The sequence below is a fragment of the Streptomyces ochraceiscleroticus genome, from assembly GCF_000720485.1.
Lineage (GTDB): Bacteria > Actinomycetota > Actinomycetes > Streptomycetales > Streptomycetaceae > Streptomyces > Streptomyces ochraceiscleroticus.
Genome location: NZ_JOAX01000034.1, coordinates 38,562 through 53,162, shown reverse-complemented (window position 1 = coordinate 53,162; position 14,601 = coordinate 38,562). Strand labels below are relative to the sequence as shown.

Below are 14,601 nucleotides of genomic sequence, written 5' to 3'. Positions count from 1 at the left end.
GGTCGGTGGAACCGAGCTGCGGGTGGCTCAGCTCTCCAGGGTGCGGAGGGTGGCGGTGAGGGACGGGAGCGCGGCGGGGCGGCGGTTGTGCGGGAGCCTGCCGAGGACCTTGGCCATGCCGCAGGTGTCGGTCACGGCGGAGAAGACCAGGCCGGCGCCGAGGGCGGCGGACAGGTACTTCGCGCCCGGCAGGACGCGGTCGGCCAGTACACCGGCCAGCACGACCGCCCCGGCGGCCAGCCGGACCTGGCGCTCCATGGGCCAGACGGCACGGGCGTCGGCGGGACGGTCCAGCGGGTGGCCGCCGGCGGCCCAGGCGCTGGTGCCACCGGTCACCGAAGCGGCGGTGACCCCGGTGTCGGCGAGCAGGTCGCAGGCGGTGGCGGAGCGGTTGCCGCCCGCGCAGACCACGGCGAGCGGTCCGCGCGCGGTGACCGAGCGCAGGGTCGCTACGGCCTGGTCGAGCTGGTCGAGGGGCACGTTGAGGGCGCCGGGGATGTGTCCGGAGGCGTACTCCCCGGGAGTGCGGACGTCGATGAGCGTCAGCTCGTGCAGACGGGGGCGAAGATCTTCGACCGACAGGGGTGCGGCGGGGGTGGCCATGCGGGTCCTCTCGCGGACGTACCGGGAATGCGGGTGCAAGGACCAGCGCTACCATACCCACCGGGGTATTCGTGGAAAGGAAAGGCCGTGGAGCTGCCAGCAGAGGAACTGAAAGGCGCCGTCAACCGGCTGCGCCGGGCCCAGGGGCAGATCTCCGGGGTCATAGGGATGATCGAGCAGGGCCGGTCCTGCGAAGAGGTCGTCACGCAGCTGGCCGCCGCCTCCCGTGCGCTGGACCGGGCCGGTTTCGCGATCATCGCCACGGGCCTGGAGCACTGCCTGACGGGCGAGTCCGAGGGCGCGGCCCCGCAGATGGAGCGCGACGAGATGCGCGCCAAGCTGGAGAAGCTGTTCCTGTCGCTGGCGTGATCAGCCGCGATGGGCGCCTGAGCGCCCTGAGCGCATGAGCGGCGGCAGGCGGTGCCTCGCTGCCCCGCCGCCCCACCCGCCCAGGGCGGCCATCGGGCCAGGTCAGGTCGGACCGGCCAGGCCGGATCAGGCCAGGTCCGACGCGTACGGCGGTTCCGCGCCCGCGCGCGAGCAGGTGAGCGCGGCGGCGCGGGCGGCGAAGCCGAGGATGTCCCGCCAGGCGTCCGCGTCCAGGCGGCCCAGCGCGGCGGGGGAGAGTGCGTGGTGCGCGTCCAGGCGGTGCAGCAGCGCCGCGTTGACCGTGTCGCCTGCGCCGATGGTGTCCACGACGTCGACGCGTACGCCCGGTACGGTCACCTCGCCGGCCGGTGTCGCGGCGGTCAGGCCGGCGCCGCCCCGGGTGAGCACCACGGCCGCAGGGCCCGCGGCCAGCCACTCCTTGATCGCTCCGGCCACCGCGTCGGCGGCCGCCGCCTCCGGAAGATCCTCCGCCCCGGCCAGCCACCGCGCGTCCTCCTCAGAGAGCTTCAGCAGGGCGGTGTGCGGGAGCCAGGAGCGGAAGCGGGCGCGGTAGGCGTCCGGGTCGGCGATCAGGCCGGCGCGGATGTTCGGGTCCAGCGCGGTGAACACGCCGCGGGCCGCCTCCCGTCGCAGCAGCGCTTCGTACGCGCTCGCGCCCGGTTCCAGTACGAGCGAGCAGGTGCCCAGGGAGAGGGCGCGCGCTTCGTCGGGGAGGGCGGGCGGCAGGGTGAAGAGGCGGTCGGCGGTGCCCTCGACGTAGAAGCCGTAGCCGGCCGAGCCGTCCGGACTGATGTCGGCGAGCGCGAGCGTGGTGGGCTCGGCGCCCCGCTGGACCAGCGAGGTGTCCACGCCGGCCGCCCGCAGGCCGTCCAGCAGCGACGCGCCGAAGGCGTCCGTCGAGACCCGCGAGCAGAAAGCGGCGGGTGAGCCGAGCCGGCCCAGCGCGACCGCGGTGTTGTACGGGCCCCCGCCCCGCTGCGGCGACAGCGCGGGCAGCGCGGCACCGTCCGCGGGCGCGCGCCCGCCGTCCGCTGTGCTCGCGGGGACGAGGTCGATGAGGGCTTCGCCGGCGACGACGATCACGAGGGGTCCTTTCCGGGGCCGGTCCGGGGTAGTACGGGTGTGTCATGCGGCGCCGCCGTATGACGGGCGTGGCTGACAATGGGTCAGGTGACGGGGCGGGCAGCACACCGCCGGTCGACGAGTACGCCGACCGGCCCGGCCGCGGCCGGAGACCCGCGGCCGTATCGCAGGGGCGTGCCGCGCAGCCACCGCATTCACGCCCCCTCCCCGCACCCGCACGACGTCCGATGCACGAACGTGCACGGCAGGCGGATGGTGCGCGGGGGCCGGGCCGGGTCGTCCAGGCGGTCCAGGAGGAGCTGGACCGCTGCCGCGCCGATCTCCCGGCTGGGCTGGGAGATCGCGGTGAGGCGGGGCGAGAAGAGGTCCGCCCAGGAGAAGTCGTCGAAGCAGGCGAGCGCGATGTCGCGCGGTACGCGCAGGCCCATCTCGCCCAGGGCCTTCAGGGCGCCGATGGTCATGGCGTTGTTGGCGGTGATCACGGCGGTGGGCGGCTCGGGCGCGGCGAGCAGATGGCGGGTGGCGTCCTCGGCGCCCTCCGCCTCGGAGTTGCCGCCCGCGAGCAGTTCGGGCGCGAACGGCAGCCCGCGGGACCGCAGTCCTTCGCGGTAGCCGGCGACGCGCTCGGTGGTCGTGCTCAGCCCCGGCAGGCCCGCGACCAGGCCGATCCGGGTGTGCCCGAGGTCGGCCAGGTGCTCGACGAGCTGCCGTATCGGCGCGGTGCTCTCGGCGCAGACCTGGTCGTGCGCGTCGCCGACGAGGCGGTCGAGGTAGACGGTGGGCACGGCGCGCTTGGTGACGTACTCGACGAGCGCGGCGGGTTCGGCGGAGGGCGCGACGATCATGCCGTCCACCCGGCGCTCGTGCAGCAGCTGGACGACCTTGCGCTCGTGGACCGGGTCGTCGTGCGGGTCGGCGATCAGCAGGCTGTACCCGGCCTCCAGCGCGCCCGCCTCGACGCCCTGCAGGATCTCGGTGAAGTACGGGTTGCTGATCGCGGAGACCGCGAGGCCGATGGAGCGGGTGCGCGAGGTGACCAGGGAGCGGGCGAGCGTGTTGTGGGTGTAACCCAGCTCGTCGATCGCGTCCAGGACGGACTTGCGGGTGTCGGGGCGCACGGGTCGGGTCTCGTTCAGCACGTGCGAGACCGTCGCCACGGAAACCCCCGCGCGACGTGCGACATCCACCATCGTCGCCATACGGTGCCGTCCTCCCCGACGTGGCCGACGTGTCCGACGGCGTGCGTGATTTGGGGAAACCGTAACGCATCAGAAGCGTCGCGTAAACGCTTGCGTAAGCGTTTACGTCGGGACTAGCCTCCCCGCAATCGATATGCCGCGGGACTCGCAACCTGATCCGCCGAGGACCGGACCGGCGTGCGGCACCGAGTCGCAGCACCAGCATCAGACCAGCACAACGAAGTGGAGGCGCGATATGCGCGCTGTCGTGGTCACCGAGCCGGGCCGAGCCGCCCCGGCCGACGTGCCGGACCCCCGGCCCGAACCCGGCGAGGTCGTCGTCCGCGTCTCCTCGTGCGGCCTGTGCGGGACGGACATGCACATCCTCGGCGGCGAGCTGCCGCCCGTGACGTACCCGGTGATCCCCGGGCACGAGCTGACCGGCGAGGTGATCGAGGTCGGCGAGGGTGTCACCGCGCCGGCCGTCGGCGACCGGGTTGCCGTGGACCCCAACATGCCGTGCGGCGCCTGTCATTACTGCCGGATCGGCCGCGGCAACCTCTGCGAGGACTACCGCGCGATCGGCGTCACGCAGGCCGGCGGCTTCGCCGAGCGGGTCGCCGTGCCGGCCCGCTGCTGTTACGTGATCCCCGACTCGTTCTCCGAGGCCGCGGCCGGGCTGATCGAGCCGTTGTCCTGCGCGGTGCACGGGCTGAACCGGCTGCCGCGCCGTCCCGGCGAGCACTACCTGATCTACGGCGCGGGCACGATGGGCCTGATGATGGCCGCGCTCGTACGGACCGCGGGCGCCGCCTCCGTATCGGTGGTGGACCTGAACGAGGAGCGGCTGGCGTTCGCCGAGTCGTTCGGCCTGGACGCGGCCGTGACCAGCGCGGACAAGCTCGCGCGGGGCAAGGGCCCGGGCTTCGAGGTGGTCGTCGACGCGACCGGTGCGGTGCCCGCCATCGAGGACGGGCTGGGGCGCGTCCGCAAGGGCGGTACGTTCCTGCAGTTCGGTGTCACGGACCCGTCCCGCAAGGCCGCGTTCTCGCCGTACCTCGTATACAACAGCGAGATCGACATCATCGGGTCGATGGCCGTGCACAACAGCTTCCAGCCCGCCATCGACGTCCTCGCCTCGGGCCTCGACCTGGAACCGCTGGTCAGCGACGTCTTCGGGCTGGAGGACTTCGACGAGGCCGTGGCCCGCTTCAAGGCCGGCACGGGCCGCAAGATCCACCTCGCACCGGCCAAGGGGTGACGGGCATGGCACCTTCCACGTCAGCACCTCGTACAGCAGCACCTCGTACGTCAGCACCCCGCCTCAAGAACGCGCTGATCTGGGTCTTCGGCGCTCTCGGCGGCATCCTGTGGGGCTACGACACCGGCGTCATCTCCGGCGCACTCCTCTACATCAAGCGCGACCTTCCGATGAGCCCGCTGCTGGAGGGCATGGTCGTCTCCGGACTGCTGGTCGGCGCGATGCTCGGCGCCGGCCTGTCCGGGCGGCTGTCGGACTCCTGGGGCCGCCGCCGGCTGATCCTCGCCGCCTCCGGGGTCTTCATCCTCGGCACGCTCGGCGCGTCGTTCGCGACGCACGTCTGGATGCTGATCGTCTTCCGCTTCGTCCTCGGCATCGGCGTCGGCATCGCGTCCGTCGTCGTCCCGCTGTACTTGACGGAGCTGGCGCCCAAGCACGTGCGCGGCGGGCTGGCCTCCCTGATGCAACTGCTGGTCACGGTGGGCATCTTCCTCGCGTACGTCACCGACTACCTCTTCCACGACTCCGGCGCCTGGCGCTGGATGATCGGGCTCGGCGTGGTCCCGGCCGCCGTCCTGGCGATCGGCATCATCACGCAGCCGGAGAGCCCGCGCTGGCTGGTCGGCAAGGGGCGCGGCGACGAGGCGCGGCGGGTGCTCCTGCAGCTGCGCGGGGACGGCGCGGCGGCCGGCGCCGAGCTGGCGGAGATCGAGGAGACCGTACGGACCGAGCGTGCGCAGACCGAGAGCCTGACCTTCCGGCACCTGCTGGCGCCGAAGCTGCGGCCGGTCTTCGTGGTCGGGATGCTGCTGGTGTTCTTCCAGAACTTCGTCGGCATCAACACGATCATCTACTACGCGCCCCGGCTGCTGACCAACGTCGGCTTCGGGGACAGCGGAGCGATCATCGCCACCATGGGTGTCGGCGCGCTGAACATGCTGATGACGCTGCCTGCCATGCGGCTGATCGACCGCAAGGGGCGCAAGCCGCTGCTCCTGTGGGGCGCGCTGGGCATGTGCGCGGCGATGGTGGTGCTGGCCGTCACCAACCTCTCGGGGCTGGGTTACGGTGCGCTGCTGTCCACGCTGACGCTCCTCGGGATCGGGCTGTACATCGCGTCGTTCGCCGTGTCCTGGGGGCCGGTGCAGTGGGTGATGCTGCCCGAGCTGTTCCCCATGAGGCTGCGGGCCGCGGCGGTCAGCCTGTGCGTGATCTTCAACTGGCTGTTCAACATGGCGGTCGCGCTGGTGTTCCCCTCGCTCCTGGACACCTTCGGGGCGGGCGCCAACTTCCTCTTCTTCGCGGTGATGACCTTCCTCGCCTTCGTGTTCGTACGGAAGCTGCTCCCGGAGACCAAGGGGCGCAGCCTGGAGGAGATCGAACAGGACCTGCTCCGGGGTACCGCGGACCCGGCCGGGGCAGCGGATTCCGCCCCGGTATCGTCGGGCAGCAGCGCCACCCCCTGAGAGCCCGTGCCGCGTCCGGGGGAGCCACCCCGCCCCTCGGACCGCAGGAGTCATGACCATGAGCGAGCCCCTCCACCGCCGTACCGTGCTGCGAGGGGCCGCGCTCGCGGGCATCGCCTGCGTCGGCGCCGCCGCGTGCTCCGCGGGCGGCTCGGCGTCGGGCTCGGCCCCGAAGGCGCCCACCCAGGAGACCGAGCTGGGCGCGGCCGACGCGATACCGGTGGGCGGCGCCAAGCTCTACCCCGAGGAGAAGCTGGTCGTCTCGCAGCCCGTCAAGGGCGAGTTCAAGTGCTTCAGCTCGGTGTGCACGCACGCGGGCGCGGTCCTGAACAAGCTCGACAAGGAAGTGGCGACCTGCCCGCTGCACGGCAGCCGGTTCGACGTGGCCACCGGGAAGCCCGTGCACGGCCCGGCGACCTCGCCGCTGGAGGAGATCCCGGTCAAGGTCAAGGGCGGCAAGCTGATCGCGGGCTGACTTGCCCCGGGGGCGCCGCTCCGCGCACCCCGAAGGGCTTACCCCCAGTCCCACTCGATCCCGAGCAGCCCGGGCCGTACCGACTGGTCCACCAGGTGGACGGCGCGGTGCTGCCCGCTCAGTGTCAGCTCCTGGCGGGCGGTGCGCGGCGAGGCCGTCGTCGCCTGGGCGAAGCGGCCGCAGCGCACCGGGAGCGCCGCCTCGTCGAAGCGCACCTGCAGGACGTACTGCCCGCCGGGGAAGGGGAAGCCGCGGAAGTACTCGGTGGACTCGCCCGCGGTGCCGTCGCGGAACCCGTAGGAGAAGACGTACGTGTCGCCGGCCCGCAGCCGGGTGTCGAAGAGCAGTTCGGCGACCACGAGCGGCGCTTCGGGGACGTGCCGCACCCGGCCCAGCCGGCAGTTCTCCGTCGCCCTGACCGTCATCCGCGCCGGGTCGGCGCCCTCGTCGCCGCAGTGGATGGCGATGTAGCGGTCGACGCCGTCCCGGTGTGCGCGCACCACCTGCTGCGACTCGCGGTCCAGCAGCTCGCGGCGGGCTCCTATGAGGACCCGCTCGGACTGCCCCACGGTGTGCAGCCCGCCGTCCGTGGGGGCGCCCAGGTCGGCGAGGAGCTTCCGTACGACGTCGGAGTCCTCGGTCAGGGTGCGGTACGACCGGCCCGTGGGGCGCTCGACGTCCGGGTACACCGGGGTCTGCGACTCCAGCAGCCTGGTGAGCGCGCCGGCCGGCAGCTCCAGTACCTCTTCCAGCGCCGTCACCGCGCGCAGCGACTCGGGGCGCTGCGGGCGGCGGGCGCCCTGCTGCCAGTAACTGAGGCTGGTGACGCCGACCTTGATGCCGCGCTGCGCGAGCTTGTACTGCACGCGGTGCAGGGCGAGGCCGCGTTCGGCCAGCGCGGCGCGCAGCGCCAGGTGGAACGGGCCGGTGCGCAGCATCTGCGCCAGCCCGGCCGATGCGGCGGTGTCCTGTGCCATTGCCAACCCTCCGGTGCGCGGCGTGAACGTTCACAACCGGAGTTCACACGTCCCGCCGGCGCTGTCCGTTCCTCGCAGATCGCCGGGCAGGGGACGTTCACATCAGGGCCCGTCCGTCCACACCCCTGCGTCACCCCGCATTGAAGCGTGTTGACCTGCCTCGGACAACACCCGATGCTCCTCAGCATCATCCGGATGCGTTCCTCTCCCTCTTCCCACCCCCCTCGGGAGGACCGCCATGCACCGCCCGTCCCGCCGCACTCGCACGTCCCGTCCCCGCTCCAGGCGTCGCAGATGGCCCCTGATCGCGGCCGTCGCCGCCGTCCTCACCGGCTTCCCCGCCGCGACGGCGACGGCCGCCCCCGAGACCGCGCTCGCAAGCAACAGACTGAACATCACCATGCAGGCCCAGCAGAACAGCAACTGGTGCTGGGCGGCCTCCGGAAACACGATCGCGACCTGGTTCGGCCGCAGCTACAGCCAGAACCAGTTCTGCAACGCCGCCTTCGGGCGCCAGCAGGGCACCACCTGCCCCAACAGCCAGGCCACGCTCGGAGATGTGCAGAACGGCCTGGACTGGGCCGGCATCAGCCCCGGCAGCTACGTCAGCGGTTACCTCAACTACAGCACCGTGCAGAACGAGATCAACGCCAACAGGCCCGTGGAGACCCGCATCCAGTGGTCCTCCGGGGGCGGCCACATGCACGTCCTGTACGGCTTCGACACCGCGAACAACTGGGTGTACTGGGGCGACCCCTGGCCGGACAACAACCGCTACAACTGGGGCGATTACCGCTACTACGTCAACGGCAGCGAGTTCTCCTGGACGCACTCCCTCTACCGGATCGGAGCCTGAGGCGATGACGTACCGGAACCACACGCGCGCCACCGTCACCGCGGCGCTGGCCACCGCTCTCGCCGGGCTCGCCCCGCAGGCGGCGCTGGCCGCCGACACCCCCGCACCGCCCAAGGCGCCGGCCGCGGCGAGCGTGGCCGCGGCGCACGACGCGGCGAGCGCCCCCGGCACCCTGAAGACCCTCGCCCGCTTCTTCGCCCGCGACGGCAAGGTGAGCGTCAAGGCCGCGGCGCCGCGCATTGAAGGCGCGACCGTGCCCGTCTACGTGCTCGCGCCGGACTTCGTACGCGGCCGCTCAGGCACACCGGTCGCGAAGCTCGACTTCCTGGCCAGCAGGGCGGTCTCGGCCGACGGCCAGGAGGCGTCGGTGTGGACCGTACGGACGGCGGGCGCGGACACCTGGCGGGTGGTGAACATCGCCACCGGCGCCGACGAGACGGCGTACGCGGCGCGGGCGAAGGCGGAGGGCGGGGCGCTCTTCCGCGAGCCGCAGATCGACGCCTGGTACGTCCAGCGCGGGGACCGCGTGCTGCCGCTGGACGCGGACGCGAAGCGGGCGGTCGGCGCGTCCGGGACCACGGTCGCCGCGTACCAGAAGCGGGTGCACGCGGCGTACGGGGACAAGCTGCCGGGCTCGGCGTACGACCGGCGCGGGGAGGCGGGCGGTTACGGGGAGCGTGCGGCGTCCGGGCCCGCCGTACGCAAGGACGCGTCGGAGCCGGTCGCGGCCGCCGCGGCCGCGGACGACAGCGGCCCGCTGGTCGCCGTGCTGACTGCGCTCGGCACCCTCGCCGCGCTGGCACTCGGCGGCACGGTCATGGGGCGCAAGCTGCGGCGGCGCTGAGGCGAGGCTGCATTCCCCACCCGCGAGGCGAGGCCGCCTCTCCCACCCGCGAGGCGGGGCTGCTTCCCCCGCCCGCGAGGCGAGGCTGCCTCCCCCCACCCCCTTACCCTCCCCCGCCCCCTGCTCTCCTCCCCCTTTAGGGGGGAGAGCGGGGGTGGGGGCGGGGGGCGAGAGCTCGGGCCAACGCTTGCGGGCCGGCAGCGCGGACCGGCGCCGGGTTGTCAGTGGTCACCAGTAGGGTGGCGGACATGGCAGACCCCAGCAGCTATCGACCCAAGCCGGGACAGATCCCCGACTCGCCGGGGGTCTATAAGTTCCGCGACGAGCACCGGCGGGTGATCTACGTAGGCAAGGCCAAGAGCCTGCGTCAGCGCCTGTCGAACTACTTCCAGGACCTGGCGAATCTCCACCCGCGCACGCGCACGATGGTCACCACCGCCGCGTCCGTGGAGTGGACCGTCGTCTCCACCGAGGTCGAGGCGCTCCAGCTCGAGTACACCTGGATCAAGGAGTTCGACCCGCGGTTCAACGTCAAGTACCGGGACGACAAGAGCTATCCGTACCTCGCCGTCACGCTCAACGAGGAGTTCCCGCGGGTCCAGGTCATGCGCGGCGCCAAGAAGAAGGGCGTGCGGTACTTCGGTCCGTACGGCCACGCGTGGGCGATCCGCGAGACCGTCGACCTGATGCTGCGGGTCTTCCCCGTACGGACGTGCTCCGCGGGCGTCTTCAAGCGGTCGGCCCAGATCGGCCGCCCCTGCCTCCTCGGGTACATCGGCAAGTGCTCGGCCCCCTGCGTCGAGCGGGTCTCGGCCGAGGAGCACCGCGAACTGGCCGAGGAGTTCTGCGACTTCATGGCCGGCCGCACGGGCGCGTACATCCGCCGCCTGGAGCGGCTGATGGCGGAGGCCGCCGAGGAGATGGAGTACGAGCGCGCCGCCCGGCTGCGGGACGACATAGAGGCGCTGAAGCGGGCCATGGAGAAGAGCGCCGTGGTGCTCGCCGACGCCACCGACGCCGACCTCATCGCGCTCGCCGAGGACGAGCTGGAGGCCGCCGTCCAGATCTTCCACGTCCGCGGGGGCCGGATCCGCGGCCAGCGCGGCTGGGTCACCGACAAGGTCGAGAACGTCGACACCGCGGCCCTCGTGGAGCACGCCCTGCAGCAGCTGTACGGCGAGGAGCGCGGCGACGCCGTCCCCAAGGAAGTCCTGGTACCGGCGCTGCCGGACCCCGTCGAGCCGGTCCAGCAGTGGCTGACCGAGCGCCGTGGGTCGAACGTCTCGCTGCGCATCCCGCAGCGCGGCGACAAGAAGGACCTGATGGCGACGGTCCAGCGCAATGCCCAGCAGGCGCTGGCGCTGCACAAGACCAAGCGCGCCTCGGACCTGACCACCCGCTCCCGGGCGCTGGAGGAGATCGCCGAGGCGCTGGAGCTGGACTCCGTGCCGCTGCGCATCGAGTGCTTCGACATCTCCCACCTCCAGGGCGAGGACGTGGTGGCGTCGATGGTGGTCTTCGAGGACGGGCTGGCGAGGAAGAGCGAGTACAGACGCTTCCAGATCAGGTCCTTCGAGGGCCAGGACGACGTCCGGTCCATGCACGAGGTGATCTCCCGCCGCTTCAAGCGGTATCTCCAGGAGAAGCAGAAGACCGGCGAGTGGGAGGAGAAGACCGGGCCGGACGCCGCCGACCTGGTCTCCGGGGCCGTGCCGGGGCCAGCGGACCCCTCCGGGGCCGCGCCGGGCCCGAAGGACGAGGAGGGCCGCCCCAAGCGCTTCGCGTACCCGCCGCAGCTCGTCGTCGTCGACGGCGGCCGGCCGCAGGTCGCCGCGGCCCAGCGGGCCCTGGAGGAGCTGGGCATCGACGATGTCGCGGTCTGCGGGCTGGCCAAGCGCCTGGAGGAGGTCTGGGTGCCCGGCGAGGAGGACCCGGTCGTGCTGCCCCGGACGAGCGAGGGCCTGTACATCCTGCAGCGCGTCCGTGACGAGGCGCACCGCTTCGCCATTGCCTACCAGCGCAACAAGCGCGGCAAGCGGCTCACCGCGAGCCCTCTGGACACCGTGCCGGGCCTCGGCGAGAGTCGCCGCCAGGCCCTCCTGAAGCATTTCGGTTCCCTGAAGAAACTCAAGGGGGCCACGATCGAGGAGATCTGCGAGGTGCCCGGCGTCGGCCGCAAGACCGCCGAGACCGTCGCGGCGACCCTGGCCCAGGCCGCTCCGGCCGCCCCGGCGGTCAACACCGCCACCGGAGAGATCATTGAAGATGAGGAGGCACCGCAGGCCGCGTTGCCTTCAGAACAGGGACAGGAACGATGAGCGACAGCAGCCCCGAGCAGCAGACCGGCAGAGAAGGCGCGCAGGCGAGTGCGGCGCCGACCCGTGACGACCAGGACCGGAGTCCCGCGATCCCCGAGCTCGTGATCATCTCCGGGATGTCGGGCGCGGGGCGGAGCACGGCCGCGAAGTGCCTGGAGGACCTGGGCTGGTTCGTGGTCGACAACATCCCGCCCGAGCTCATCCCCCCGATGGTCGACCTCGGCGCCCGCTCCCAGGGCAACGTCGCCCGCATCGCGGTGGTCGTCGACGTCCGCGGCCGCCGCTTCTTCGACAACCTCAAGGAGTCCCTGGCCGCGCTGGACGCCGCCCAGGTCAAGCGCCGCATCGTCTTCCTGGAGTCCTCCGACGAGGCGCTGGTCCGGCGCTTCGAGTCGGTCCGCCGCCCGCATCCGCTGCAGGGCGACGGCCGCATCGTCGACGGCATCGACGCCGAGCGCGACCTGCTGCGCGAGCTGCGCGGCGACGCCGACCTGGTGATCGACACCTCCAGCCTGAACGTCCACGAGCTGCGCGCCAAGATGGACGCCCAGTTCGCCGGCGAGGAGGTCCCCGAGCTGCGCGCGACGGTGATGTCCTTCGGCTTCAAGTACGGCCTGCCGGTCGACGCCGACCTCGTCGTGGACTGCCGCTTCATCCCGAACCCGCACTGGGTGCCGGAGCTGCGGCCGTACACGGGCCTCAACGAAGAGGTGTCGAACTACGTCTTCAGCCAGCCCGGCGCCAAGGAGTTCCTGGACGGCTACGCCGAGCTGCTGCGCATCGTCGCGGAGGGCTACCGCCGCGAGGGCAAGCGGTACGTCACGATCGCGGTCGGCTGTACGGGCGGCAAGCACCGCAGCGTCGCCATGTCGGAGAAGCTCGCCCGCCGGCTGGTCTCCGAAGGAGTCGAGACGGTCGTCGTCCACCGGGACATGGGGCGCGAGTGACCAGCCGCACGCCCCGGATGCGCCGCGTACGCCGGCTCGTACGGGGCAGCACGCAGAAGGGCGCCACCCCGAAGGTCGTCGCCCTCGGCGGCGGCATGGGGCTGTCCGCCTCGCTCGCCGCGCTGCGCCGCATCACGCGCGATCTGACCGCCGTGGTCACCGTCGCCGACGACGGCGGCTCCAGCGGCCGGCTCCGCGACGAGCTGGGTGTGCTGCCGCCGGGCGATCTGCGCAAGGCCCTCGCGGCGCTGTGCGGCGACGACGACTGGGGCCAGACCTGGGCCCGGGTCATCCAGCACCGCTTCATCAGCGGCGGCGAGCTGCACGACCACGCTGTGGGAAATCTCCTGATCGTCGCCCTGTGGGAACAGCTCGGCGACCACGTCCAGGCGCTGGACCTGGTCGGCAAGCTGCTGGGCGCGCAGGGCCGGGTGCTCCCGATGTCCGCCGTGCCGCTGGAGCTGCAGGCCCTGGTCAAGGGGCACCACAAGGGCCGCCCGGACGAGATCTCCACCGTCCGCGGCCAGGCCACGGTCGCGCTCACCCGCGGCGAGGTGCAGTCCGTGCACATCGTCCCGGAGGAGCCGCCCGCCGTCCCCGAGGCCGTCGAGGCGGTCCGGGACGCCGACTGGGTGGTGCTCGGCCCCGGGTCCTGGTTCTCCTCCGTGATCCCGCATCTTCTGGTGCCGCAGCTCCGCGAGGCGCTGGAGGAGACCAAGGCCCGTAAGGTTCTCTCGTTGAACCTCGCACCCCAGCCGGGGGAGACGGACGGGTTTTCCCCGCAGCGTCATTTGGAGGTTTTGGCCCGACACGCCCCTAAACTCGCCTTCGACGTGGTGCTGGCCGATCAGGACGCCGTGCCCGACCGGGAGTCTCTGACCGGAGCGGCCAAGGAGCTGTTCGGCAGTGCGGTCGAGCTGGCGGCCGTGGCCGCGCAAAGCAGCGCTCACCAGGGGAAACCTGGGGGCGGTTCCGCTCGGCACGACCCGGAGCTGCTGGCCGCCGCGTACGACCGTATTTTTCGGATGCATGGAAGGATCGGCCCATGGCGATGACGGCAGCGGTGAAGGATGAAATCTCCCGGCTCCCCGTCACCCGGACCTGCTGCCGGAAGTCGGAGGTCTCGTCGATCCTGCGGTTCGCCGGCGGGCTGCACCTGGTCAGCGGGCGCATCGTGATCGAGGCGGAGCTGGACACGGGCATCGCGGCCCGGCGGCTCCGCAAGGACATTCTGGAGATCTTCGGGCACTCCTCGGACCTGGTGGTGATGGCGCCGGGCGGACTCCGCCGCGGCAGCCGCTACGTCGTCCGGGTGGTGGCCGGCGGCGACCAGCTCGCGCGCCAGACCGGCCTCGTCGACGGCCGCGGCCGCCCCATCCGGGGCCTGCCCCCGCAGGTGGTCTCGGGGGCCACCTGTGACGCGGAGGCCGCCTGGCGCGGCGCATTCCTGGCGCACGGCTCGCTCACCGAGCCCGGCCGCTCCTCCTCCCTGGAGGTGACCTGCCCGGGCCCGGAGGCGGCGCTCGCGCTGGTCGGCGCGGCCCGCCGGCTCGGCATCGGGGCCAAGGCCCGCGAGGTGCGCGGCGTGGACCGGGTGGTGGTCCGTGACGGTGACGCGATCGGCGCGCTGTTGACGCGGCTGGGCGCCCATGAGTCGGTGCTCGCCTGGGAGGAGCGCAGAATGCGCCGCGAGGTGCGGGCCACGGCCAACCGCCTCGCGAACTTCGACGACGCCAACCTCCGCCGCTCGGCGCGGGCCGCGGTCGCCGCGGGCGCCCGCGTGCAGCGCGCGCTGGAGATCCTCGGCGAGGAGGTGCCGGAGCACCTCGCGGCGGCCGGCCGGCTGCGCATGGAGCACAAGCAGGCGTCCCTGGAGGAGCTCGGCGCGCTCGCCGACCCGCCGCTCACCAAGGACGCGGTCGCCGGCCGCATCCGCCGGCTGCTCGCGATGGCCGACAAGCGCGCACAGGACCTCGGCATTCCGGGTACGGAATCCAATCTCGCCGACGACCTCGCCGAGGGCATGGTCGGCTGAACCGGATCGCTACTTGTCAGTACGCGCCCCCGGCACCCGCACTGGGTGCCGGGGGCGCGTGCGTACTGACGCGGGGCCGGGTACGCAAGGGCGTCAGAGGGGCTCAAGGGCGCTCACTTGAGCAGAAGGAGAGCCCCATGTCAATGTCACGTACGTCTCGTACAGGGG

Annotated in this window: 14 protein-coding genes; 10 read left to right on the top strand and 4 right to left on the bottom strand. The window is 72.4% G+C overall.

Annotated features, from left to right (window positions below; translation table 11 throughout):
• Positions 1-27 precede the first annotated feature (27 nt).
• Positions 28-603 carry a rhodanese-like domain-containing protein gene (locus IG84_RS0132510; protein WP_031065318.1) on the bottom strand — a complete coding sequence of 192 codons (576 nt, stop codon included), beginning with the start codon at positions 601-603 and terminating at the stop codon, positions 28-30.
• 87 nt (positions 604-690) lie between these two features.
• Between IG84_RS0132510 and IG84_RS0132505 the strand changes: the two genes are divergently transcribed.
• On the top strand, positions 691-972 hold the full coding sequence (locus IG84_RS0132505; protein ID WP_031065315.1) for a metal-sensitive transcriptional regulator: 282 nt from the start codon (positions 691-693) through the stop codon (positions 970-972).
• A 126-nt stretch (positions 973-1,098) separates the two neighbouring features.
• Here the strand turns inward: IG84_RS0132505 and IG84_RS0132500 are convergent, their stop codons facing one another.
• Both IG84_RS0132500 and IG84_RS0132495 read right to left on the bottom strand, forming a co-directional pair.
• Complete coding sequence (locus IG84_RS0132500; protein WP_031065313.1) at positions 1,099-2,076, bottom strand: carbohydrate kinase family protein; 978 nt, start codon at positions 2,074-2,076, stop codon at positions 1,099-1,101.
• A 194-nt stretch (positions 2,077-2,270) separates the two neighbouring features.
• Positions 2,271-3,275: a LacI family DNA-binding transcriptional regulator gene (locus tag IG84_RS0132495; RefSeq protein ID WP_031065310.1), complete on the bottom strand. Its 1,005-nt coding sequence runs from the start codon at positions 3,273-3,275 to the stop codon at positions 2,271-2,273.
• Positions 3,276-3,510: 235 nt separating this feature from the next.
• Here IG84_RS0132495 and IG84_RS0132490 point away from each other — a divergent pair, with 235 nt between their 5' ends.
• Genes IG84_RS0132490 through IG84_RS0132480 form a run of 3 tightly spaced genes read left to right on the top strand, consistent with a single transcriptional unit; the run spans position 3,511 to position 6,456 of the window.
• The gene (locus IG84_RS0132490) at positions 3,511-4,515 is read left to right on the top strand and encodes a zinc-dependent alcohol dehydrogenase family protein (RefSeq protein ID WP_031065308.1); all 1,005 of its coding nucleotides are present in this window, start codon (positions 3,511-3,513) and stop codon (positions 4,513-4,515) included.
• Positions 4,516-4,520: 5 nt separating this feature from the next.
• Entirely contained in the window at positions 4,521-5,981 is a 1,461-nt protein-coding gene (locus IG84_RS0132485) for a sugar porter family MFS transporter (RefSeq protein ID WP_051862712.1), read from the top strand.
• A 58-nt stretch (positions 5,982-6,039) separates the two neighbouring features.
• Positions 6,040-6,456 carry a Rieske (2Fe-2S) protein gene (locus IG84_RS0132480; protein ID WP_031065301.1) on the top strand — a complete coding sequence of 139 codons (417 nt, stop codon included), beginning with the start codon at positions 6,040-6,042 and terminating at the stop codon, positions 6,454-6,456.
• A gap of 38 nt (positions 6,457-6,494) precedes the next feature.
• Here the strand turns inward: IG84_RS0132480 and IG84_RS0132475 are convergent, their stop codons facing one another.
• The gene (locus IG84_RS0132475; protein WP_031065298.1) at positions 6,495-7,433 is read right to left on the bottom strand and encodes a hypothetical protein; all 939 of its coding nucleotides are present in this window, start codon (positions 7,431-7,433) and stop codon (positions 6,495-6,497) included.
• A 238-nt stretch (positions 7,434-7,671) separates the two neighbouring features.
• Between IG84_RS0132475 and IG84_RS0132470 the strand changes: the two genes are divergently transcribed.
• The 6 genes from IG84_RS0132470 (at position 7,672) to whiA (ending at position 14,433) form a co-directional block, all read left to right on the top strand.
• Positions 7,672-8,289 (top strand): papain-like cysteine protease family protein, encoded by a 618-nt coding sequence (locus tag IG84_RS0132470; RefSeq protein WP_051862710.1) that lies wholly within the window; start codon positions 7,672-7,674, stop codon positions 8,287-8,289.
• Positions 8,290-8,293: 4 nt separating this feature from the next.
• Positions 8,294-9,133, top strand: a complete 840-nt coding sequence (locus IG84_RS0132465; RefSeq protein WP_031065294.1) for a hypothetical protein — start codon at positions 8,294-8,296, stop codon at positions 9,131-9,133.
• Positions 9,134-9,381: 248 nt separating this feature from the next.
• Positions 9,382-11,451 carry an excinuclease ABC subunit UvrC gene (gene uvrC, locus IG84_RS0132460; protein ID WP_031065292.1) on the top strand — a complete coding sequence of 690 codons (2,070 nt, stop codon included), beginning with the start codon at positions 9,382-9,384 and terminating at the stop codon, positions 11,449-11,451.
• Entirely contained in the window at positions 11,448-12,398 is a 951-nt protein-coding gene (rapZ, locus tag IG84_RS0132455; RefSeq protein ID WP_031065290.1) for an RNase adapter RapZ, read from the top strand. The genes uvrC and rapZ overlap by 4 nt, the downstream gene beginning before the upstream one ends.
• Positions 12,395-13,453 carry a gluconeogenesis factor YvcK family protein gene (locus IG84_RS0132450; protein WP_031065287.1) on the top strand — a complete coding sequence of 353 codons (1,059 nt, stop codon included), beginning with the start codon at positions 12,395-12,397 and terminating at the stop codon, positions 13,451-13,453. Before rapZ ends, IG84_RS0132450 begins: the two co-directional genes overlap by 4 nt.
• On the top strand, positions 13,444-14,433 hold the full coding sequence (gene whiA / locus IG84_RS0132445) for a DNA-binding protein WhiA (RefSeq protein ID WP_031065284.1): 990 nt from the start codon (positions 13,444-13,446) through the stop codon (positions 14,431-14,433). Before IG84_RS0132450 ends, whiA begins: the two co-directional genes overlap by 10 nt.
• Positions 14,434-14,601 lie beyond the last annotated feature (168 nt).

Coding starts and splice junctions, on each gene's coding strand:
- IG84_RS0132510 (WP_031065318.1), bottom strand. CDS start 603: ATGGCCACCCCCGCCGCACCCCTGTCGGTCGAAGATCTTCGCCCCCGT.
- IG84_RS0132495 (WP_031065310.1), bottom strand. CDS start 3,275: ATGGCGACGATGGTGGATGTCGCACGTCGCGCGGGGGTTTCCGTGGCG.
- IG84_RS0132490 (WP_031065308.1), top strand. CDS start 3,511: ATGCGCGCTGTCGTGGTCACCGAGCCGGGCCGAGCCGCCCCGGCCGAC.
- IG84_RS0132485 (WP_051862712.1), top strand. CDS start 4,521: ATGGCACCTTCCACGTCAGCACCTCGTACAGCAGCACCTCGTACGTCA.
- IG84_RS0132480 (WP_031065301.1), top strand. CDS start 6,040: ATGAGCGAGCCCCTCCACCGCCGTACCGTGCTGCGAGGGGCCGCGCTC.
- IG84_RS0132475 (WP_031065298.1), bottom strand. CDS start 7,433: ATGGCACAGGACACCGCCGCATCGGCCGGGCTGGCGCAGATGCTGCGC.
- IG84_RS0132470 (WP_051862710.1), top strand. CDS start 7,672: ATGCACCGCCCGTCCCGCCGCACTCGCACGTCCCGTCCCCGCTCCAGG.
- IG84_RS0132465 (WP_031065294.1), top strand. CDS start 8,294: ATGACGTACCGGAACCACACGCGCGCCACCGTCACCGCGGCGCTGGCC.
- uvrC (WP_031065292.1), top strand. CDS start 9,382: ATGGCAGACCCCAGCAGCTATCGACCCAAGCCGGGACAGATCCCCGAC.
- rapZ (WP_031065290.1), top strand. CDS start 11,448: ATGAGCGACAGCAGCCCCGAGCAGCAGACCGGCAGAGAAGGCGCGCAG.
- whiA (WP_031065284.1), top strand. CDS start 13,444: ATGGCGATGACGGCAGCGGTGAAGGATGAAATCTCCCGGCTCCCCGTC.